Source organism: Holdemanella hominis, from assembly GCF_014306155.1.
Classification (GTDB): Bacteria; Bacillota_I; Bacilli_A; order Erysipelotrichales; family Erysipelotrichaceae; genus Holdemanella; species Holdemanella hominis.
This window is the reverse complement of record NZ_JACRWH010000003.1, coordinates 1-23,112: the sequence shown is the minus strand read 5'-3', so window position 1 is coordinate 23,112 and position 23,112 is coordinate 1. Positions and strand designations below refer to the sequence as shown.

Sequence of the window (23,112 nt, the reverse complement as noted above, 5' to 3'; positions counted from 1 at the left end):
ATATGAGAGATGAAAATAAAGTAATGAACATAATTATGATCGTTTTATTCTTTGTGTTCTTAGGTATGATCATTTGGGCACAGAAGACGGTAAGTGTTCGTAATTTAATGATCGAAATCGTTGGATTGACAGGCTTACTAACATTATTGTTTCTATACAATCGAAAACATAAATAGGAGGAAGAAGTATGGCAGAATTATCATTGCAGCATGTTGATAAAATATATGACAACAATGTTCAGGCTGTATTTGACTTTAATTTAGAAGTGAAAGATAAAGAGTTTATTGTGTTTGTAGGACCAAGTGGATGTGGTAAATCAACAACACTTCGTATGATTGCTGGTTTGGAAGAGATTAGTGCCGGTGATTTCTACATTGATGGAAAAAGAATGAATGATGTGGAACCAAAAGATCGTGATATTGCGATGGTATTCCAGTCTTATGCGTTATACCCTCATATGAGTGTATATGAGAATATGGCCTTTGGTTTGAAATTACGTAAGTATAGTAAGGAAGAAATTGATAAGCGTGTGCATGAAGCTGCTCGTATTTTGGAGATTGAACCTTATTTGGATCGTAAACCAAAAGCTTTATCAGGTGGTCAAAGACAGCGTGTTGCCTTGGGGCGTGCTATCGTTCGTAATGCGAAGGTATTCTTAATGGATGAGCCACTTTCAAACTTGGATGCGAAATTGCGTGTACAAATGCGTTCGGAAATCATTCAGCTTCATGAACGTATTGGAGCTACTACCATTTATGTAACACATGATCAAACCGAAGCCATGACGATGGCCGATCGTATTGTTGTTATGAAAGGTGGTTATATCCAGCAGATTGGTACGCCTAAAGAAATTTACAATAATCCGGCAAATTTATTCGTAGCTGGATTCTTGGGTGCGCCTGCAACGAACTTTGTTAAGGGTACGTATGCAAATGGTTTCTTCCAAGTGGAGGATATGAAGATTGAAATTCCTTTGATGTATAGAGAAAAACTTTCTAGTTACCAAGGAAAAGAAATTATCATGGGTATTCGTCCAGAAGATTTGCATGGTGAGGGTATAGTGGCCGATACATATCCGAGTGCTAACTTTGATTTTGAAATTGAAGTGGCCGAACTATTGGGCCATGAATATATTTTGCATGGTACTTTAAATGGACAAAAAATGTGTGCCAAAGTAAATTCTCGTTTGGAACCCGAAGCACATTCAACAATTAAATTAACAATGGATTTATCAAAAATACATTTCTTTGATATGGAAACTGAAAATAGAATTGACTAGTTTAGGAGAAAATAAAATGATTGAAACAGGCAGAGTAACTGTACCGACAGATGTTGATGTAATTGATGCAACAATTGAGATTATTAATCGATGGAAAGCCGATGCCATCCGTGACTGTGACGGAACGGATATGCCAGAAGAATTGCGTAAGATGGATATTAAGCAATATGCGACTTACTATACGACAAGAAAAGATAATGCGTGGGCAAAGGCAAATCCAGATGAAATCCAACAGATGTATTTGATGAGTGATTTTGTGACCGCAAAGTCAACCGAATTAAAAATTCAAATCATGCAGCATTTCTATAAGGATCAATTAAAACCAAACACAAAAGATAATCACAGATGGTGGGAAGTCATTGACCGTACGACGGATGAAGTCATCACAAATTGGGATTATGATGAAGAAACGGGTGAAGTGATTATTCATGATACAATTCCGTATCATGCGTATACTGTCAGTTTCTTGGCATTTGTGATTTGGGATCCTGTACATATGTATAATGCTCTAACGAACGATTGGCAGGGTGAAGAACATCAAATGACTTTTGATGTTCGACAACCTAAAACACAAAAATATGTATTGGATAAATTTAGAAAATTCTGTGAAGAAAGAGATGATGTAGACGTTGTTCGTTTTACAACTTTCTTTCACCAATTCACGCTTCAATTTGATGAATTTGCACGCGAAAAATTTGTAGATTGGTTTGGATATAGTGCTTCTGTATCTCCATATATTTTGGAACAGTTTGAAAAAGAAGTGGGCTATCCATTTAGAGCTGAATATATTATCAACAAAGGATTTAATAACTCAACTTTCTGTGTTCCAACTAAGGAATATCGTGATTTCATGGATTTCCAACAACGTGAAGTTAGTAAATTAGCGAAGAAATTTGTAGATATTTGTCATGAATATGGAAAAGAAGCCATGATGTTTTTAGGTGATCACTGGATTGGTACAGAGCCATTTGGAAAATATTTTGAATCCATTGGATTGGATGCGGTTGTAGGATCGGTTGGTTCTGGTACAACACTTCGTTTAATTTCCGATATTAAGGGTGTCAAGTATACAGAAGGAAGGTTCTTACCATACTTCTTCCCAGATGTTTTCCATGAAAATGGTGATCCATTAAAAGAAGCTAAGGTCAATTGGGTAACGGCTCGTAGAGCTATTTTACGTAGTCCAGTCGATCGTATTGGTTATGGTGGATATTTAAAATTGGCATTGGATTTTCCTGAATTCATTGACTATATTGAAAAGGTATGTGACGAATTCCGTACGCTATATTCTCATGTGAACCAACAAGTTCCATTAAACTTATTAAAAGTGGGTGTAATTAATAGTTGGGGAGAACTTCGTCGTTGGGGAACACACTTGGTTCACCATGCCATTTGGTACAAACAAATCTATTCATATACAGGTGTAATGGAGGCGTTGAGTGGTTTCCCATTTGATGTTCATTTCATTAGTTTTGATGATATTCGTAAAGATCCAACAATCTTAGATGATATGGACGTTGTGATGAACATTGGTTCTGCATACACTAGCTTTAGTGGTGGAGCCGAATTTGATGAACCCGTGATTACAGCTCTTCGTCGTTATGTAGACCAGGGTGGTGGATTCATCGGTGTTGGTGAGCCAACAGCTATTAACCGCAACGGTAAATTCTTCACTTTATACGATGTGCTAGGTGTGGATAAAGAATTAGGTTTTACAATGCATACAGACAAATACAATTGGCAAGTACATCCAGACCACTTCATTACAGAACAATTAGAACATGAAGATTGGGGAGAATGTGTAAATGATGTATATGCTCTTCCAGAAACCGAAATCTTGGCTGAAAAAGATCTACATGTTAATTTAGCTGTAAATGAGTATGGAAAAGGTCGCGGTGTGTATATGAATGGTCTTCCATTTAGTTTTGAAAATGTAAGACTATTGTATCGTGCAATCTTCTTTGCGGCACACAAAGAAGAAGAAATGAAACGCTGGTATTCCGACAACTACAATGTGGATATCAACGTATATCCTTCTACAAACAGTTTCTGTGTTGTCAATAATACATACGAACCACAGACAACTACCGTGTATAAGGGTGATGGAACAAGTTTCGAAGTTGAATTGGATGCTTGTGAAATCAAATGGTTTGAAATTTAAGAATCAGTCAATCAAAATCAGAACGAGCCAGCTGGTTTTGAAAAGCTTTGGAGCAGAATATCTGCTCCTTTTGTCATTTGTGACTTGCATCATATAATTTTTGAATGTCACTAGGAAGCTTGTCTGGAAGCATAGCCTGAAGGTATTCTTCTGTACCATCCTCCATAGCTTTTGAGTAGTACCAACATTTAAATTCTAATAAAGATAGTGTTTCTTGAAGACTTTTGATTTCAGCTTCTACAGCCTCTTTTCGAGCTTTAAACAACTCTTTTCTCTTTTCAAAACTTGCACTTCCTTCAGAAACCCAACTAAAGAATTGATTGATTTCTTTAATGCCAAGACCAGATTTCTTTAAACACTCAATAAGATGTAAAGCTTCAATTTCATGATTGCTGAAATAGCGAATATTGCCTTTGCGAACTAAATGAGGGAAAAATCCTTCTTTATCATAATATCGAAGGGTAGAAATGGGTAAATCAAACATTTCAGATACTTGTCCAATTGTATACATAGTGATTCCTTTCTCGACCTAAAGTCAGATTTAGGTATTATACTAATATCAGGAGGTAATTGTGTCAATAAGGTTAAGATGACAAAGAGGCGCTATTGATGAGGGGCATGATAAGGAAAGTCAATTCAGTATTGTATAGGTTGCTTATCTTGTATAAAGAGTGGTTGTTGTGTATTAAAAGATGATGTGGCAGACATTATGGAAAAGGTAAAGGAAGCTGAGATCATTGTATATGCAACGCCTATCTACTATTATGAAATGTGTGGTCAAATGAAAACATTACTAGACCGTTTAAATCCACTTTATAATAGTGATTATGCATTTAGAGATATCTATATGATTGCAACGGCTGCCGAAGATGAGGAAAGTGCATTTGAGAAAGCTTATAATGGACTTCAAGGTTGGGTTGACTATTTTGAAAAGGCAGAATTAAAAGGGATTGTGACTGGTGCAGGTATTGGTGATGCGAACGATGCGATAAATCATAAAGAAGTCATGAAAAGAGCAAATGAGCTTGGTAAGAACTTGTAATGTTCCGTTAAATGGCTTTGGATTGTTCCGATAAAATGATTAACAATAGTCCAAAATAGTTTGAAATTATGCTAATTTGGATTTTTTCTTGTGTGTATAAATATTACGAGAAGTTGATGATTTATACACAACAAAACAAAAAGATAAAAATAGGGAACATTTGCGTGTAATATGATTATAAAAGTTCCCTAAGTTTTAATTGTAGTTGTTGCGAAAAGTTGAAGTTCTTAGATGACTCATGATATAATACATTCGAATGGCGAGGAGCTAAATTCAATTTAAATTAAAATGCAGGGTGAGGAGCCCGAACCGAGGATGACTTAGAACTCATCCTCATTTTTTTAATTAAGTACAAGAAAATATAGGGAACTTATTAAGTATTATATGTAATAAAAGTTCCCTAAGGAGTGAAATTATGAATGATTTGGTTAAAATACAGGCGTTATTAGAAGCTAAAGCGGATTGTCAAGCTAGATTGAACTTATTACCTTATGATGGTTCTCCTGAAATAAAAGAACAAAATGGTTTCGTTATATTTAAGTGGCTTTCATCTCCACAGCAAGCTATGGAGTTTTCGCCACTTAATTATAACAATATTCTTGTCGATTTTGTTAGTGATTATCCACAGATTGGTTCAGATTGCTAAAGCAATTTTAAATCTACTTCATATAATTGAAGATATGGACAAACAAATACATAAAATGAAAAGACATAAGAAAAAACTACCTCGATATTCCGGCAAGAAATTAAAGTAGTTTTTTCATAACTATACATTTTCTCAAGGAGAACTCCTTATTAGGTGCTCTCTTTTCATTTATATTGTACCACATTGAATTGTTTTATCAATGGAAATACTAAAATAAATATTGCATTGATGGAGATAATATGGTGATATAATACCTTATTGTAGAGGGCATGAAATGAATTTTAAAAGGGCATTAAATAAGGAACAAACAACTTGTATCAATGGAATTTTTGTGTTGTTTGTGTTCTTATCACATTTTGGACAATATGAAACTATGCCATGGAATAATCTTTTATTGGCAATTGGACAACTCATGGTTGCACCATTCTTGTTCTATTCGGGATATGGCATTATGGAACAAATTAAAAGAAGAGGTATTGTGTATATTGACAGCATGCCAAGAAAAAGGATATTGAAGTTTTATATTCACTTTTGTATGGCATTATGTATTTACTTGTTTTTATCATTCTTATTAGGAAAGGATTATTCCTTTGTTCGTATTGTATTCTCATTTACGGCATTAAGTTCGATTGGAAATAGTAATTGGTATGTGTTTGCGATATTAGCAATGTATAGTATTGTATATATCTCGTTTAAACAATGTAAGAAACATAGTATGACTTCATGTATAGTATTTACCATTCTATATATAATTTTGATGGATGTAATAAAGAATCAAGCTTGGTGGTACAATATCATTCTTTGTTTTCCTGCAGGTATGATTCTATCTAAATATAAAGATCGGGTTTGTTCCATCATTCGAAAACCTGTATTCTTTGTATTTATGATTACTTTAGCTTTTAGTTTATATTGTCTTCACTTACCAATACTCGTATATGAAATAATTTCGATTGCGTTTTGTTTCTTGATTGTGGATATATGTGCATATAAAGAAATTAAAAATAGTTTATTTCATTTCTTGGGTCAATATGTATTTGAAATCTACATACTTCAAAGAATTTCAATGAACTTGTTTGATCGATATTTAAATGACTGGATCTATCTAGTGATGTGTATTCTAGTCACTTTAATTCTTGCCTATTACTTTAAAAAGCTAGAGACAAAAGTGGATGGGTTACATTTTTTTAAAAATTTTAGTTGACAAAAAATATCATTTTCCTGTATATTTTTTTGTGTACAAATCGTACAGAAATTGACCGCCTAGATATAGGCTAAGGCTACACGGACGCCCGGGTCAAATGCCGAAGACTTGTTGAAGAAGCAAGAACCGTATTTAGGGAATACGGAAGGGTGTTTACCCTTATTGATTGAGTTAAAAGCTCAGTTTTGTAAAGTACAATATACCTTATAAAATGGTCAATAAGCTGGAATTTCTGTTACGAAAAGTATGCAGATAGATGATGGACGAAGATAGGTGTATATTGTGCGCCTATCTTTTTTTGTTTAGTAAAGGAGAAGAGGAATATGAAAAAGATTTTACAAGCAAGCCTTAGTGCAGTATTGGTGTTGAGCCTAGTGGGTTGTGGTTCGACAAAAGATGAGGCCATCTATCAAGATTCGATTGATGCCTACGTGAATGAAATTGATATGGACTATGCGTATGACTTCACAAAAACATTGTCTACAGATACTTCATTACATGATAATTCACTTGGATTTAGAACGAGTGGTTCCGATGCAGAACATAGAACCGCCAATTATTTGGCCAAGGAAATGAAGGCCATTGGTTTAAAGAATGTAGAAAAGATACCTGTGAATGTGGATAAGTGGCAGTATAATGATGCTTCACTTACGATTGAAGGAACAAATATTGATTTGATGTCCGTATCGTATATGGTGAATGGTACAGATGAAAATGGGATTACAGCACAAATCGTAGATTGTGGTACTGGTTTTGCGAAAGACTATGAAGGCAAGGACGTTGAAGGTAAGATTGCGTTAGTTGGTGTGGATCAATTTAATGAGTCTTGGATTGGCGGCTATATCTATGAGGCTTATGAACATGGCGCAAAAGCATTAGTCACATACGATTTGGATGGATATGGAAGATTTAGTGATGATGATCATCAGATTCAGGATGTTTGTGCAGAAGATATTATGCCTACGACAATCATCACAATGAGTGAGTACAAACAAATCAAAAAGGCTTTAAAGCAAGGTCATGATATGGTCACTTTAAAAGTGGATAGTGTGATGGAAGAAGGCAATGGTACAAGTTATGATGTGGTTGGCTATATTCCTGGTAAATCACATGATCAACAAATTATTTTTGCCGGACATTATGATATGTATTTTACTGGTTTTCAAGATGACTGCAGTGCTATTGGAACCATTATGTCAATGGCTAAGACAATGATCGATAGTGGCTATGTGCCTGAAAATGATATAGTGGTTGTTGCGCATGGCGCTGAAGAATGGGGCGCAACAGGCACTGAATTTGACTGGACAAGAGGAGCCTATGAATTGATCAACAATGTACATCCTGAGTAGGCTAATAAAACTTTAGCTTTATTTAACTTTGAATTGGATGCCTATGATAATGGTTCAGATACATTCATGGTGACTTGTGTTCCTGAATATGCGTCTTTAGTGAAAAGCTTAGTCGATTCAGGTGCATTGGATGGTGCTGTAAAAGAATATAAGAATGGTATTTCTGCAAAGACATATGATACAACGACAATGGAAGATGGTGTTTCCTATAGGAATGCGGGAGTTCCTTATTTCTTGAATACAACTGATACTTGTTCTGGAGAAACAAAGGATGATGGTGAATATACTTGGACACAACTTCATTATCATACAGAATCCGATAATACGGATACGTATAGTGAAAAGGTGATGAAGGCTAATATTGCGGTATTTGGAAGTATGGCTATCGCTATCGATCAGCTTCCAGCTATGTCTTTAAATATGCAGGCTACCATTGATGATTTAAAGGAAAGCTTTAATGAAGATTTAGCTTTGGAAGCGGGTGTTTCTAAAAAGGATTGGGACAAGGCTTTAGCTGTTTCCGAAAAAGAAGTGGATGCACTAAATAAAGAGGGGCAAGACATTAATGATCGTTATGTAAAGGCGATAAACTCTAAATTGGATATTACTTCGATTCAAAAAGAAGGAAAACCCTACAATGAAAAAGTATTAGACTTATTTAAATACGTACAGGATAACTTTGTCGGAATTGTATTCTCGAGTGATGTTGTGATGAAACACGTGGGATATCAAAACAACATTGAATATATGGATGAAATTATTCAAGATTTGAAGAAAGACAAAGTAAGTGATGCATTGGATGTGGCATACCAATTAAATGGTTTGTGTGAATACAATTATTACTTATTCTCACCAAATGCGGCTGCTAAAATTGATGCGCATGCAGATAAGGCGGTTGAAAACAATAAGTGGTGGGGCAATGATAAAGGCTACTATTTCACAAATACAAAAAACGCTACAACATCTTTATTAAATAAAGAAGATGGAGATGATGTAAGTGAAGAAATTAAAGTATATGAAAGTGCTAGAACGAAACAGTTAGATTATTATAAAGAAGTGCTTGAAAATGAAATCTTGGCAATGAACAAGATAGATCAATAAATACAATGGCTTGGCTATATATGCCAAGCTTTTTGGTGTGTGCCGGGCATGGCATGAGTTCAGTTGGAGATAAACCAACCACAGGTAGTTACCGCCAAGTGTAGTGAACCACAAGCCGTTGACAGTGATGTCATGGGTGAAGAAAGTGGTGTAGCAATTCTTTTGAGCGTACGCACAGAAACTTGATGAGGCCAAATGGTGGATGAGATTGCATTACAAATCGAAGTCCAAAAGGTAAACGTAAAACCAAGACAGTAAATCAAAACGTTGTGAAAAAAATAGGACCCATGTCTTACCCCGGGAGGTCTCATGGACAAGGAATTCTAGTAAACTTTAAAATCAGTTGAGATGGTACTAATATTGTGTAAAAGGATGATTTTGTGTTCTTTTAGAATGCTAAATCGTATCTAATTCAACGAAAATAATACGTTTTAGATCAAATAGGAACTATTGAACGTAATTCACAATGCTTTCACATTGAAGTTTTATAATTAGAAGTGCTACTGGATGTAGTAACGGTGAACCCTCTGAATTAAATAAAGAAATCTGCTTGAGTTCTCGGCAGATCCTTCAATTTATTTCAGGAGTACGTGTTTTATGTATATTTATCTATACATTGATGTTGCCATGTGTTTAATGGCACTAGTAGAAATACTTAGAATCACATTATTGATTATAGAAAAATGTAAAAGACACTAGTTCACATCACCACAATGGATTACTAGTGTCTTTTGACATTGTAAATTCAGAGTGACCACTGCATCCAGTAGCCTTCCTGTATCTGTATTATACCGATACAGGAAAGTTTATGCAAATGATGTTTTTGCTAGATGGAGTTTTCAACTTTAATATGATAAATTATATAAAAGTGAGGCTTTTGACTATGAAGAAAGTGCTTTTTATCTGCCATGGGAGGAGTTTCTCTTTTGCCTAAATCTTCTTATTTTATGCGGTTTTCCACACGATAGGAGAGTACATTACAACGATTTTACAACTTTTGAAAAGTGTTCCGATATGATTTAATATAGAGATGTTTTCAGCATAAAAAAGAAAGTTATATGCAGGTTATATATACAAAATTCGAAATGAAATTAGTATAGGTAGGTGAAACGATACAAAGAATGAACGAATATAAAAAAATGGCTATAATGGATATTATACAATCCTCGAATACAATTGAAAAAATAGAAAAATTTAAGGCATATAAATTCCTATTAGGCGATTGTCGAATATTTTTGTTTGATGAAGAAGGTTCGAATTTCGATGATTCTGTAAAAAATAAGAAGATAGGAAAGTTTGGGATTTGGGGAATAGGAGATTATACGAAAACATGGATTTTGGATTCGAAACATCTTTTCGAAAGAAGTCTAGTACGTGTTGGTAAAACAATAGATTTTGATTTAAATATTCTTACATATTTAAACAAAGTAATGATGGGACATAAAATAAATCTTGATGAAAATGAATTTTTGAATTATCTTAGTCATTTAAAAAATACAGGATTTCAAATCGGAATGACAACAGCACTTATGGAGAGAGTGCAAACCAAGATTGATTTGAGGATTCTTTCAGAGATGATAACATCTTTTGTGAAGTTAGATAATATTTCAACGATTAATAAAGATATGGGAAATATTTATTTATCGGAAGATGATTATATGAGAATAAAACAAATATATGATATGGCACTTGCTCAAGAAAAAAATTTAGAGCAATTTAATATAGTATGTTGCTGTATTATGAAAGCATATTTAATAAAAACTTACGATAACTCAGAAAAAAACAAAAAAGTTGATATGTTTATAAAATATTGTTTAGATGTCTTGAATTGTTATTTAGAAAAAGAAATTGTAATATTATCTTTATATATAATGGATGATAATAGAACTCATAAAGTATTTAAAAAAATAAAAAATAATAATGATGTGATAAAAAATATCTTAAATGTTGCATGGGATATTTATCATATTAGGTTGGTAGAACAGATTATGTTAAGAGATAATATGAAAAATACAGAACAAGTTATTCTTTCGTTCTTTGGAACTGCAGATAATGGAATTATTGATGCTATGCAAGTTAATCCAGTAAAGGCTTTTGTTATAGAAAATGATTATCCGATTTCAATTCATCAAATGAACATTAACGATATATGTAAAAATCGAGAACTTTTGGATAGTGGATACTTAAATGCAAGTGTAAGGGCAGAAAAAATTAAGAATTTAGATTTTAAGCAAATTAGAGAACGTTTAGAAACAGAGATTTTAGAAAAAATAATGTAGTTGATAATGTGTTTTTGTATGATAAAATACTATCTGTTTTACAACTTTTGACTGCCCAAACATGAGAATTTATAAGAAGATACAGAAACTACAAGAAAAATGAAAGTTGTAAAAAGCCTTTAAATACAAGGAAATACGACGATTTAAGGAGATATAAGAACATGATTAAAATACTTTTCATCTGCCATGGGAACATCTGCCGTAGTGTTAGTGCTGAGTATATTATGAAAGATTTGGCAAAGAAAAATGGAGTCGAACTATATGTTTCTAGTGCAGCTACAAGTCGTGAAGAAATTGGTAATGATATCTATCCTCCGGCTAAGCGTAAACTAAAAGAAAAGAGGATTCCATTTTCTAGACATTACGCAAGACAAGCTACAATGAGTGATTATTTGTCGTATGATTATTTAATTTGTATGGATGAAAATAATATGCGTAATCTAAATCGTATGTTCAATAATGATCCTGATCACAAGATTTATAAATTATTATCAAGAGATGTTTCGGATCCTTGGTATAGTAATGATTTTGAAAAAGCTTATAATGATATTAATGAGGGTTGTAAAGCCTGGTTGGAGAAATTATCATGAAACAGAATCTACATACGCACTCCATCTTTTGTGATGGAAAAGATACGATTGAAGAAATGACTTTAGAAGCCATCTCAAAGGGCTTTGACATTCTTGGGTTTTCAGGTCATGGATATTTGGACGTGGATACAAGTTCCATGCGAGATACTTCAGGATATATTTCAGAGGTTGAGAGAATTAAATTGAAATATTCTTCATCTATTCAAATCCATTTAGGCATTGAAGAAGATATGTTAGGAAGAATTGCTGAAAAAGCTCCATTTGAATACGTGATTGGAAGTAAACACTTTTTAGGTGAGACTGCTGTGGATTATTCAAAGCCTGTATTTGATTCTTTATTTGAATCCTATTCTGGTGACTATAAAAAGATGTGTAAAGACTACTATTCAGACTTATCGGATATGTATGATTGGCAAGAAGTGGATATCATTGGACATTTGGATTTGATTACCAAATATAATGAGGACGAGTCTTATTTTCAATTTAATGATAAAGACTATATGAATATTGTTTGCGATTGCATTGACCGATTGTTGATCAACGATAAGATTTTTGAAGTGAATACAGGAGCTATCGCCAGAGGCTATCGTAAAACACCATATCCATCTAAGAATATATTGGAATATTTATACGCAAAGAATGCGCGTATTTGTCTAAACAGTGATTGTCATGATAAGAACTATTTGGATTGTGCTTTGGAATCTAGCTTAGACTTGATTCAATCTTGTGGATTTAAAGAACTACAGATATTAACCAATGATGGTTTTGTACCAGTTAAAATTAAATAGAGTAGACAGTGAAGGTGTTCTTGTGATAATCAATTAGACCTTCACTTTTCATTTTGGAAAGCTCTTTTGATAAGGCACTTCGTTCTACGTTTAAATAGTCAGCCATCTGTTGACGATCAAGCGGAATCTTAAAGGTAGAATTTTGTGTTTCTAGTTTCATAAACGATAAGTATGACAACACTTTATTGCGAATGGTTTTGTTGGAAATATGGAATATGTGTTGTGACAACATCTTGTTTTTATTTGAAAGTATTTGAATCATTTGATTCTTTAATTCTGGGGATTTTTCTAAGGCTTGAACATCTAAAAATTGAATCGTACAATCCTCGATGGCTCTTACATATACATACATAGGTGTTTTGGTTAGGGCATAGCTTTCCGCAAACATTTGATTGGGACCTATACGTGACAATAGGGAAACATTGCCTAAAAAGTCTACAGTTTCTATGACAACACTTCCTTCTTTGACAATGCCAATGGCTTGAGGAATATCTTCTATATGATAAATAATTTCATTTTTCTTGTATTTTTTTAATTGTAAATCCATAAATATCTCCCTTTCGTGGTTTAAACAACATAAATTTAATGTATTATACACTAAAATAAGTTCATAAGAAATGAGGATGATTCTATGTTAAGAAAAATAATTCAAATTGATGAAGATAAATGTACAGGATGCGGTATCTGTGTGGATGCCTGTCATGAAGGAGCCATTGGCTTAGTGAATGGAAAAGCGAAATTAATGCGTGATGATTATTGTGATGGACTAGGGGATTGTTTACCAACATGTCCTACAGGTGCTATTTCATTTATTGAAAAAGATACTCTAGCTTATGATGAAGAGGCGGTAAAAAAGAATATGGAAAAGCGCATGCAAGAATCGGGCACCATGCATTCAGGATGTCCTGGGTCTATGATGCATACACTGAATCCAGTTGTATCAAGTCCATCGATTGATGTATCAAGTCCATCGATTGATGTATCAAGTCAACTAACATCTTGGCCTGTTCAAATTAAGCTAGCACCTATCAACGCACCATTCTTTCAACATGCTAAGCTTTTAATAGCTGCGGATTGTACTGCTTATGCCTATGCCAATTTCCATCAGGAATTTATGAAAAATAAAGTGACTCTAATAGGATGTCCAAAACTTGATGGTGTGGATTATTCAGAAAAGCTTTGTGATATTATTCGTATGAATTCGATTGAAAGTGTAACCATTGTTCGTATGGAAGTACCTTGTTGTGGTGGACTTGAAAATGCGGTTAAGAAAGCTTTGCAGGAAAGTAAAAAGTTCATTCCTTGGCAAGTCGTAACCATTTCAATTGATGGAAAAATTTTAGATTAAACCTTAAAAAAGTGCAGTTAACGTTACAGATACTGCACTTTTGTCATTTTCTGACACGTTAAACAAAAAAGTATCACCGTAGTGATACTTCAATGATTATTCCTTTGTGATTTCTTTATAGCTAGCTAGACCATAAGCACTATCTGCAAGTGTACCTGCATTGACAATAGCTTGTTCCATTGCTTTTACGGCCATGATTCCAACTAGATCTTGTTCTGCAGGAACTTTATTCGATGTCATCGCAAAAATAGTATCTCCATCACTTGAAGTGTGGACTGGACGGATACATCTTGCATATCCATTATGCGCCATACTCGCAATCTTATTCATTTGTGCTTTATTTAAATCCGCATTTGTGATGATACAACCAATTGTCGTATTCATACCACAAGAATTGATCATCTTTTCAGCTGCCTTTAAGATTTCATCTTCACTAAACAATCTTGTGTTTGTGTTTTTATCGTAGATACCTGCAATTGGTTTGTCTGAATTAGGATAGAAAATATCACCACACGCATTCACAGCTACAATAGCTCCTACTTTTAATGGACCCATTTGTAGGGCTGAAAATCCAAGTCCTGCCTTCATCGCATATTGAGGGCCAAAGAATTTACCAACACTAGCCCCTGTTCCTGCACCTACATTTCCTTGTTTTGGATCATTTTTTTCAGCTTCCATACAAGCATCATAACCCATTTGTTTGTTTGGATACGCTTTAGAATTACCTACACCACAATCAAATAGACAAGCTTCACATACGATTGGAATATAGATATTTTTCATGTCAAAACCAATTTCGTGTTCGCTCAAATATTGCATAACACCACTACTTGATTCTAAACCAAAAGCACTACCACCTGATAATGTAACCGCATGAATCTTTTGAACCATGTTCTTTGGATTTAATAAATCTGTTTCACGAGTGGCTGGACCACCACCACGTACATCTACACCAGCTGTGGCTCCTTCTTTACATAAGATGACTGTACAGCCAGTCGCATTTTCTATATCTTGTGCACTACCAATTTGAAATCCTTCGATCTCATTGATTTGAATTGTCTTCATTTTTTGATCTCCTTTAATTCATATAAATCATTTCTACGTACCTTCCAATAAGGCATCCTTTTTCTTACTTTTTCAATGTCGTTTAAATCGATATCTACAACTTTGTATGCTTCTTCTTCACCCAACTCCACTACAACATTGCCAAAACCATCCACAAGAATAGAGTGGCCTCCTGAAGTATAGTTTTTATACGTGTACTTAGCTGGGGCAACCCCACACAAAAAGACTTCATTTTCTAAGGCGCGTGTTTGAGTAAATAGCTTCCAATGTTTCTTTGTAGCCTGCTCATTAAAGGCAGCCGGACAAAATAGAATTTGTGCTCCATTTTGAGCTAGAATCCTAGACACTTCTGGAAAGCGAATGTCGTAACATAATAAAATGCCACATCTTCCCCATGGCGTATCAAAACATTGTAGGTGATTTCCTGGTACAAACACTTCATTTTCGCAATAATCCTGTCGATTATGAAATTCAAAAAGATGTGTTTTATCATACGAACAAACAATGTCGCCATCACAATTTAATATGTAACAGCGATTGTATTTGTCAGCACAAATGGAACCAGCCACAATCCATATCCTATGCGATTTAGCTAGTTTTTTTAAAGCCATCAAACTTTCATCATGACGCAAATACGCTGTTTTAAGTGCATCATTATGATAGGGACAATTCCACATTTCACAAAGAACTAAAATATCACAGTCTGGAATATTTTTTAGTTTAGCTATATTTTGTTGGTTATCCATTGAAACAGACATTTGGTACATACAGATCTTCATATAGATTATGATAGGCGAAAAGTGACTACTTTTCAAGGTGTGCAAAGACTAACATGTGTTTATTTACTACTGGTTTGAAATCGTTTACAATGATTTTAGGAGGTTTGTATCATGTATAAAATTATAGAAGTAAAACAAAGTGTATTTGAAGATAATAATAAAGATGCGAACAAATTAAGAGAAGAATGTAAAGATAAAGGTGTGTTCTTATTGAATGTTATGTCAAGTCCTGGAGCAGGGAAGACAACAACTCTATCTAGAACGTTAGAAAGACTAAAAGATACAATGAGAATTGGTATTATGGAAGCGGATATTGATAGTGATGTAGATGCCAAAACCATCAGTGAATATGGCACACGCACGATTCAACTACATACAGGTGGTATGTGTCATTTAGACGCAGATATGACTCGTCAAGGATTGCATGAAATGGGTATGGAAGATTTAGATTTGGCTGTACTTGAAAATGTAGGAAATTTAGTATGTCCTGCTGAATTTGATACGGGATCCACTAAAAATATGGCTATCTTAAGTGTTCCAGAAGGAGATGACAAACCTTTAAAATATCCATTGATGTTTCAAGTGTGTGATGTGGTTTTAATTAATAAAGTGGATGTATTGCCATACTTTGATTTTGATGTAGAAAAATGTAAAGAGAATATTTTGTATCGTAATCCAAATGCGAAAATTTTTGAGGTGTGCGCAAAAACGGGTGAGGGAATTGATGACTGGTGTAAGTGGCTTGAAAATGAAGTAAAGGCCTGGAAGGAATAATATGACATATCGAGATAATATTGATAAACTGGCAAGGCGTATCACGGATCGTATTCCAGCTAAAGTAAAAAAATTATCCCAAACAGACCCTGAATATGAGTGTTTAAATGAAATCTTAAATGATGAACAATGCGATTTATGTTTGTGTTTTGAAGTGCGTAAACCACTTTCTTTTGAAGAAGTAGTGAAAAGAAGTGGATGGCCAGCGGGAAGAGTAAATCGTGTATTAAATGAAGTATGTGACATTGGAATGATTGAATACAACTGGGAAAATGAGAATCATCATAAACAGTTTGTGCTTCCTCAATTTGTTCCTGGAGCAGCTGAATTTATGGTTATGAATAAAGATCTTGTGGAAGAACATCCAATTGTTGCGGATTTCTTTGAAAAGATGACGCGATTACCACTTGAAAAGGTAACGCCAATGGTTCCACCTGGAGGAGCGGGTATTGGTATGCATGTTATTCCTGTGGAAAAGGCGATTCATGCAAATCAGCAAGCGGTAAGTGTAGAAAAGATTTCGCATTGGTTGAATAAATACGATAAATACGCACTTTCTCCATGTTCATGTAGAAGACAACAACGTGTTAGAGGTGAAGGAACTGGTGATGTTGAAGCGGATGTTTGTATTGCGGTAGGTGATATGGCAGATTATGTTGTACAGACAAACAAGGGTGGACATTATTGTACGTATGAAGAGGTTATTGAGACTTTAGAACGTTGCGAAAGAAAAGGTTATGTTCATCAGATTACCAATATTGATGGAGAAGATAAGATTTTTGCGATATGTAACTGTGCACATGGCGTATGTAATGCATTAAGAACGAGTCAATTGTTTAATACCCCAAATATGTCGGCAAGTGCTTATAGGGCTCATGTGGATAGTGAAAAGTGTGTTGCGTGTGGAAAGTGTGTGGAAATTTGTCCTGTAGGAGCGGCAAAATTGGGTCAAAAACTTTGTACAAAAGCTGGACCTGTATCGTATCCTAAACAGGAACTTCCTGATGATGTAAAGTGGGGCCCTGAAAAGTGGAACTGGAATTTTAGAGATACAGCTAAAGTCAACTGTTATGAAACTGGAACATCACCTTGTAAGAGTGCATGCCCTGCACATTTACCGGTTCAAGGCTATATTAAGATGGCGAAAGAAGGTCGCTATTTGGATGCATTAAAGTTAATTAAAGACTTTAATCCATTTCCAGCCGTATGTGGAGCTATTTGTAATAGAAGGTGTGAACAACAGTGTACGCGTGGATTGATTGATGAGCCTTTGGCTATTGATGAAATCAAGAAGTTTATTGCCGAACAAGAACTTTATGAAGATAAGCGTTATATTCCTTTATGTGAAAATGTCGAAGGAAAATTTTTCACAAATAAGATGGCCATTATTGGTGCAGGTCCTGCTGGTATGAGTGCCGCTTATTATTTAAGAATAATGGGCTATCCTGTCACAATATTCGAAAAGGAAGAAAAACCAGGCGGTATGTTGGCATATGGTATTCCTTCTTTTAGATTAGAGAAGTCTGTGATTGAAGCTGAAATTGAAGTGTTAAAAGCTATGGGTATTGAGTTCAAGTGTGGCATAGAAGTAGGTAAAGACATTTCGTTGGATGATTTAAGAAATGAGGGATATGAAGCATTCTATGTGGCCATTGGTGCTCAAGGATCAAGAAAATTAAATATTCCAGGAGAAGATAATGCGATGGTTGAATCTGGAATTGATTTCTTGCGTAAGGTGAATAAAACAGAAAATCCAAATCTAATTTCTGGCGATGTGGTTGTCGTTGGTGGTGGAAATGTTGCGATAGATGTAGCTCGTGCCGCTTTAAGAAGTGGGGCTGAAAAGGTACATTTATATTCTTTGGAACAAGAAGCTGAAATGCCGGCAAGTTTTGAGGAAGTACAAGAGGCAAAAGAAGAGGGAATTCTTCTTCATTGTGGAGGGGGTCCAAAGGAAATCTTAGAAGATTCAATTGTATTTAAACAATGTGTAAGTGTAAAGGATAAAACAGGAAGATTTAATCCAAGCTATGATGAAAGTGTTTTGGAAACTATACAATGTAGTCATGTATTACTTTCAATTGGACAAAGTATTATTCCAATTCAAGGATTGGATGTAGAAGTAAATACAAATGGAACAATCAAAGCAGATGGTACAACACTTCAAACATCTGTTGAAGATGTATTTGTGGGCGGTGATGTGTATACAGGTCCAAAATTTGCGATTGATGCGATTAGTCATGGTAAAGAAGCAGCTGAATCTATGCATCGTTTTGTTCATAAGGGGCATTCTCTAACAATTGGAAGAGACTTACATTTATTTAATGAATTTGATAAGAATAACGCATTGATTGATATTGATTTTGATCATGCCAAACGACAGATACCTGGTATTAAAAAGGGGTTTGGTGAAAAATCCTTTAGAGATTTACGTTCAACATTTACAGAAGAACAAGTTAAGATTGAAGCCAATCGATGTCTTGGATGTGGTGCAAGTATTGTGGATACCAATAAGTGCATTGGTTGTGGTTTGTGTACGACAAAATGCGAATTTGATGCGATCCACTTAACGCGTGATATCAAAGATGGCGCAAGAATGGTTAAGGCGGAAGATAAGATGAAAGCTATCTTGCCGTATGCAGCTAAACGCCAAATCAAGATTATTCGCAATAAGAAGAAATAGTATGCATGAATTAGGAATTGTTGTACATATTTCAAAAACATTGGAAGAACTTGCACAAGAAAATAATATTACAAATATTCGTAGAGTGACTTTGCAGATAGGAAAAGTAAGCGGAATTGTTCCTGAGTATTTAGTGGATTGTTGGAAATATTATAAGAAAAAAGTTCCTTTAATTGAAAACTCAACACTAGAATATGAATGGATTGAAGCCATTACGATTTGCGATGAATGTGAAAAAACATATGATACGATTCAATATGGAAGAGAGTGTCCATATTGTAAGAGTGAACATACAGTTCTTTTTCAAGGTAATGAGTGTCTCATTAAGGAGATTGAAGCCGAATAAGCGTCGAAAGGCGCTTTTTTTTGCTTTTTTTAGAAAAAGTCTTTTTTTTTGCGTATATGAGTATGTAGGAAATGCCTACTAGAATTGAGGTGCTCATGCGTAGTGCAAATTTATTAAATGATTTCGCCTTCAAGTATGTTTTTGGCGAAGATTGTAAAGAGGCTAATGATGCCTTAAAATCATTACTTACGGTATTTTTAGAAAGGAAAGTCCATCATGTGGTTGTTAAAAATCCAAGATTGGATTTGTTAGTTGAATTTGATGATCGAACGATGGTGGATTTAGAAATGCAGTTAAGACAAACTCAAGATCATCTGCCGATTCGCTTTAGTTATTATTTGGCTAGACTTCATAGTTCTCAAGAATTGGAAGGAAAATATTATGGAGAGTTAAAGGAAACAATTGTCTTAGTGTTCTTTAATGTGAATTTAATTGATAATAATAGAATGTGTAACACATTCACATTGAAAAATGAGGATGGCTTATCTTTTGTGAAAGAAACAGAAGATCGTATGAAGATACGAACGGTTGAAATGGCAAAGTTGGATGTAAACAAGCCGCTTAAAGAAATGAATGAACAGGAAAAGATGATTTATTACTTTTTGAATTGCCACAAGGGAATGGATGATAGTAAAATTAAGGTCATGATAGAAAGTGATGGGGTGATTCAAATGTTAGAGAAGCGTGTAGAAACCATATCTGATGATGGTTGGAAAAAAATAATAGAAGATTTTAGAAAACTACATGAAAATGAAGAGCGAATGGAACGACAACTTGAAGAGGCTCATAAAGCACAAGAAGAAGCCAAAAAGGCATTACAAGAAGCGAATAAATTAAGCCAAGAAGCTGATAAGAAAGTAGAAGAAGCAAATAAACAAGTGAAACAAATGGTTCGTAAGATGTATGAAGATGGTTTTAGTCTTGACCAAATTTCTGAATATTGTTCACTAAATGTGGATGAAATTCAGGTGTTGATAAAATCATAAATTTTCTGTTGCATTTAAAAAAATGTTTGTTTATAATAAAGCCATCCTTTGTAAAGGCAATGAAAAGAAGAAGTAGTCGTGGATGCTGCTGATAGTGAGTTCCTGATGGTGGAAATGGAACAGTAAGCACAGGGTGAACGTGTCTTAGAGCTAAGCTTTCGAAGATTGAGGAAGCTTCGGATACTCCCGTTATGAGTTAAGGGCTTGTACATTAGTGCAGGAAATAAGGTGGTACCGCGATTTTATAGTCGTCCTTGTATATTCAAGGACGGCTTTTTTTTATTAGAAGGGAATGGTAGATATGAAAAAAGGATTTAAATTAATTTCGGCATTTTTAGTAAGTTTTATGATCATGATGTCTAGTGTTATGCCTGCATTTGCCGATGAAACAGATACATCAACAACAGGCGATTTATTAGACAAGATTCAAGAAAGAGGAGAATTGATTGTAGGTACATCTCCTGATTTTCCACCTAATGAATTTATTGACTCAACAAAAACAGGACAAGCGCAATATGTAGGTTCTGATATTGAATTAGCAAAATATATTGCGAAAAAGATGGGTGTTAAATTAACAATCAAAGCCGCAAGTTTTGATACAGTTTTGGCAAATCTTCAAACTGAAGAAATTGATTTAGCAATTACTGGATTGGCTTATACACCAGCACGTGCGCAACAGATGGAAATGTCTATTGGATACAATATGACAGAGGATACTGGTGGGCAGGCTGTTATTATCGCAAAAAAAGATGCAGATAAATATAAGAAGTTAACTGATCTAACTGGCTTAAAGGTGGCTGCTCAACAAGGATCAATCCAGCAGCAATATACAGAAGATCAAATTCCGGACGCAAAACTACAATCCATTTCAAGTATTGATGATGGTGTTGCCCTATTAAAGAATGGTACGGTACAAGCTGTTGCATGCTCTGAAGGTACAGCTGATGAATATATTGAAAAGAACTCTGAACTTGCGAAGTTAGATGAATTATTCAATATTGATCAAGATTATGCAGGTAATCGTGTAGGTGCTCCTTTAGGTGAAAAGAGATTGATGAAAGAAGTCAATAAAATTTTAAAGGAAGTCAATAAAAAAGGTTTATATGAAGAGTGGTATAAAGCGGCTAAGAAACAGAGTAGTGAACAATTTACTTTAACAGCGACTGGATTCTTTGGAACATGTGTTCAAATTGTTCAATATTGCTGGCCACAATTATTAAAAGGTTTAGGAATCACTTTAGGACTTGCTGCTATTACTGTTATTTTTGGTACAATTATTGGTGGATTATTTGCCCTAGTAAAACTATCAAAGAATAAAATCGTACAAGCGATTGCGGGTGTATATGTAGAATTGATTCGTGGAACACCACTATTACTACAATTATGGTTGTTCATCAATATTTTCTCTTATTTGACAAATGGAAATATGCCAATGATCGTTAGTGTGATTATTGCCCTTGTCATTAATTCAAGTGCATATGTGGCTGAAATTATTCGTTCAGGTATTCAATCTGTGGATAAAGGGCAAAGAGAAGCGGCTAAATCACTTGGTATGTCAAATGTACATATGATGACTAAAATCATTATTCCTCAAGCTATCAAGAATATCTTGCCTGCCTTAGGTAATGAATTCGTTATGATGATCAAGGAAACATCTTTGGCAAGTACATTCTATATTGGAGAATTAATGACTGTTAACAGTGTTATTAAATCGGCTACTTATAAATCCATTGAACCATTAGTAATTGTTGGTTTGATCTACTTTATTGTTACATATTCATTATCAAAATTAATTAAATATATGGAAGGGAAGTTGAGTGTCAGTGACTAAGGAACTAATTGTTGTAAAAGACTTACATAAAAATTTTGGAGATCTTGAAGTATTAAAAGGAATTGATCAAACAATCCATCAAGGAGAAGTTGTTAGTATTATTGGACCTAGTGGTTCAGGAAAATCTACTTTCTTACGTTGTCTTAACTTATTAGAAAAACCATCTAGTGGACAAATTATTTTCGAAGGTATAGATATTGCAGCTGAAAATGTTGATATTGATACACATCGTAAAAAGATTGGAATGATCTTCCAACACTTTAATGTATTTCCACATTTAACAGTTTTAGAAAATATTACCATCACACCAATTCTAGAACTTAAAACACCAAAGGCCCAAGCTGAAAAAGAAGCAATTGAATTGCTTAAAAAAGTAGGCTTGGAAGATAAGAAGGATGAATATCCAAGAAAATTATCTGGTGGACAAAAACAGCGTCTAGCTATTGTTCGTGCTCTAGCTATGCATCCAGATGTAATTTTATGTGACGAACCAACAAGTGCATTAGATCCAGAAATGGTAAAAGGTGTACTAGAAGTCATTAAAGAATTGGCAGATCAAGGAATGACAATTGTGATCGTAACACACGAAATGGGATTTGCTCGTGAAACAAGTGATCGCGTATTATTTATGGATGAAGGTATTATTCAAGAACAAGGAACTCCAGAAGATATCTTTGAACATCCACAAAATCCAAGAACCATCAAATTTTTATCGCAAGTACTATAAGCTTGGGCACATGCTCAAGCTTTTCTGTACGACAGGCAGTCGTGCTTATAGTTGATAATCAATCACCGATTATCAACTGTTTTATTTTAGAGACAATAAAGTACAAGATACTCGTAACACTATACAAAAGTCATTGA

Annotated in this window: 22 protein-coding genes and 1 other annotated feature; of the genes, 18 read left to right on the top strand and 4 right to left on the bottom strand. The window is 34.5% G+C overall.

Going from position 1 to position 23,112, the window contains the following annotated elements:
• Window positions 1-2 precede the first annotated feature (2 nt).
• The 3 genes from H8911_RS01515 to gnpA are packed head-to-tail and all read left to right on the top strand — an operon-like array spanning window position 3 to window position 3,440.
• Complete coding sequence (locus tag H8911_RS01515; RefSeq protein ID WP_199519828.1) at window positions 3-176, top strand: DUF6903 family protein; 174 nt, start codon at window positions 3-5, stop codon at window positions 174-176.
• Between the two features lie 11 nt (window positions 177-187).
• Complete coding sequence (locus H8911_RS01510) at window positions 188-1,279, top strand: ABC transporter ATP-binding protein (protein ID WP_117925688.1); 1,092 nt, start codon at window positions 188-190, stop codon at window positions 1,277-1,279.
• Window positions 1,280-1,295: 16 nt separating this feature from the next.
• Window positions 1,296-3,440 (top strand): 1,3-beta-galactosyl-N-acetylhexosamine phosphorylase, encoded by a 2,145-nt coding sequence (gene gnpA, locus H8911_RS01505; RefSeq protein WP_186998476.1) that lies wholly within the window; start codon window positions 1,296-1,298, stop codon window positions 3,438-3,440.
• A 73-nt stretch (window positions 3,441-3,513) separates the two neighbouring features.
• Here gnpA and H8911_RS01500 read toward each other — a convergent pair whose 3' ends face one another.
• Window positions 3,514-3,951 (bottom strand): MerR family transcriptional regulator, encoded by a 438-nt coding sequence (locus H8911_RS01500; RefSeq protein WP_186998475.1) that lies wholly within the window; start codon window positions 3,949-3,951, stop codon window positions 3,514-3,516.
• Window positions 3,952-4,074: 123 nt separating this feature from the next.
• Between H8911_RS01500 and H8911_RS01495 the strand changes: the two genes are divergently transcribed.
• The 8 genes from H8911_RS01495 to H8911_RS01460 all read left to right on the top strand — a co-directional run bounded on the left by H8911_RS01495 (window position 4,075) and on the right by H8911_RS01460 (window position 12,436).
• Complete coding sequence (locus H8911_RS01495; protein WP_186998543.1) at window positions 4,075-4,482, top strand: flavodoxin family protein; 408 nt, start codon at window positions 4,075-4,077, stop codon at window positions 4,480-4,482.
• 415 nt (window positions 4,483-4,897) lie between these two features.
• On the top strand, window positions 4,898-5,128 hold the full coding sequence (locus H8911_RS01490) for a hypothetical protein (protein WP_186998474.1): 231 nt from the start codon (window positions 4,898-4,900) through the stop codon (window positions 5,126-5,128).
• 274 nt (window positions 5,129-5,402) lie between these two features.
• Window positions 5,403-6,329: an acyltransferase family protein gene (locus H8911_RS01485; RefSeq protein WP_186998473.1), complete on the top strand. Its 927-nt coding sequence runs from the start codon at window positions 5,403-5,405 to the stop codon at window positions 6,327-6,329.
• A gap of 323 nt (window positions 6,330-6,652) precedes the next feature.
• Complete coding sequence (locus tag H8911_RS01480) at window positions 6,653-7,678, top strand: M28 family peptidase (protein WP_186998472.1); 1,026 nt, start codon at window positions 6,653-6,655, stop codon at window positions 7,676-7,678.
• Between the two features lie 33 nt (window positions 7,679-7,711).
• A complete protein-coding gene (locus H8911_RS01475) occupies window positions 7,712-8,779 on the top strand; it encodes a hypothetical protein (protein WP_186998471.1) in 1,068 nt (355 codons plus the stop codon).
• A 1,121-nt stretch (window positions 8,780-9,900) separates the two neighbouring features.
• The gene (locus H8911_RS01470; protein WP_186998470.1) at window positions 9,901-11,058 is read left to right on the top strand and encodes a hypothetical protein; all 1,158 of its coding nucleotides are present in this window, start codon (window positions 9,901-9,903) and stop codon (window positions 11,056-11,058) included.
• Between the two features lie 161 nt (window positions 11,059-11,219).
• Window positions 11,220-11,648 carry a low molecular weight protein-tyrosine-phosphatase gene (locus H8911_RS01465; protein WP_186998469.1) on the top strand — a complete coding sequence of 143 codons (429 nt, stop codon included), beginning with the start codon at window positions 11,220-11,222 and terminating at the stop codon, window positions 11,646-11,648.
• Window positions 11,645-12,436 carry a histidinol-phosphatase gene (locus H8911_RS01460; RefSeq protein WP_186998468.1) on the top strand — a complete coding sequence of 264 codons (792 nt, stop codon included), beginning with the start codon at window positions 11,645-11,647 and terminating at the stop codon, window positions 12,434-12,436. The genes H8911_RS01465 and H8911_RS01460 overlap by 4 nt, the downstream gene beginning before the upstream one ends.
• Here H8911_RS01460 and H8911_RS01455 read toward each other — a convergent pair.
• A complete protein-coding gene (locus tag H8911_RS01455) occupies window positions 12,429-12,983 on the bottom strand; it encodes a Crp/Fnr family transcriptional regulator (RefSeq protein WP_186998467.1) in 555 nt (184 codons plus the stop codon). The two genes, H8911_RS01460 and H8911_RS01455, sit on opposite strands and share 8 nt — an antisense overlap.
• An 84-nt stretch (window positions 12,984-13,067) precedes the next feature.
• Here H8911_RS01455 and H8911_RS01450 point away from each other — a divergent pair, with 84 nt between their 5' ends.
• A complete protein-coding gene (locus H8911_RS01450; RefSeq protein ID WP_186998466.1) occupies window positions 13,068-13,784 on the top strand; it encodes an ATP-binding protein in 717 nt (238 codons plus the stop codon).
• Between the two features lie 96 nt (window positions 13,785-13,880).
• Here H8911_RS01450 and H8911_RS01445 read toward each other — a convergent pair whose 3' ends face one another.
• Window positions 13,881-14,849 (bottom strand): P1 family peptidase, encoded by a 969-nt coding sequence (locus tag H8911_RS01445; protein WP_186998465.1) that lies wholly within the window; start codon window positions 14,847-14,849, stop codon window positions 13,881-13,883.
• Window positions 14,846-15,595 carry a nitrilase-related carbon-nitrogen hydrolase gene (locus H8911_RS01440; protein WP_222620923.1) on the bottom strand — a complete coding sequence of 250 codons (750 nt, stop codon included), beginning with the start codon at window positions 15,593-15,595 and terminating at the stop codon, window positions 14,846-14,848. The genes H8911_RS01445 and H8911_RS01440 overlap by 4 nt, the downstream gene beginning before the upstream one ends.
• Before the next feature lie 144 nt (window positions 15,596-15,739).
• On the opposite strand from H8911_RS01440, the gene hypB reads away from it, so the two are divergent.
• The 6 genes from hypB (at window position 15,740) to H8911_RS01410 (ending at window position 22,975) form a co-directional block, all read left to right on the top strand.
• Window positions 15,740-16,402, top strand: coding sequence for a hydrogenase nickel incorporation protein HypB (hypB, locus tag H8911_RS01435; protein ID WP_186998463.1), 663 nt, complete (start codon window positions 15,740-15,742; stop codon window positions 16,400-16,402).
• 1 nt (window position 16,403) lies between these two features.
• Window positions 16,404-19,085: an FAD-dependent oxidoreductase gene (locus H8911_RS01430; RefSeq protein WP_186998462.1), complete on the top strand. Its 2,682-nt coding sequence runs from the start codon at window positions 16,404-16,406 to the stop codon at window positions 19,083-19,085.
• Between the two features lies 1 nt (window position 19,086).
• The gene (locus tag H8911_RS01425) at window positions 19,087-19,431 is read left to right on the top strand and encodes a hydrogenase maturation nickel metallochaperone HypA (protein WP_186998461.1); all 345 of its coding nucleotides are present in this window, start codon (window positions 19,087-19,089) and stop codon (window positions 19,429-19,431) included.
• Window positions 19,432-19,526: 95 nt separating this feature from the next.
• Window positions 19,527-20,417 carry a PD-(D/E)XK nuclease family transposase gene (locus H8911_RS01420; RefSeq protein WP_186998460.1) on the top strand — a complete coding sequence of 297 codons (891 nt, stop codon included), beginning with the start codon at window positions 19,527-19,529 and terminating at the stop codon, window positions 20,415-20,417.
• A 50-nt stretch (window positions 20,418-20,467) separates the two neighbouring features.
• Window positions 20,468-20,676 (top strand) — a binding site (T-box leader).
• A 42-nt stretch (window positions 20,677-20,718) separates the two neighbouring features.
• Entirely contained in the window at window positions 20,719-22,248 is a 1,530-nt protein-coding gene (locus tag H8911_RS01415) for an ABC transporter substrate-binding protein/permease (RefSeq protein ID WP_117925703.1), read from the top strand.
• A complete protein-coding gene (locus H8911_RS01410) occupies window positions 22,241-22,975 on the top strand; it encodes an amino acid ABC transporter ATP-binding protein (protein WP_117925701.1) in 735 nt (244 codons plus the stop codon). Before H8911_RS01415 ends, H8911_RS01410 begins: the two co-directional genes overlap by 8 nt.
• Window positions 22,976-23,112 lie beyond the last annotated feature (137 nt).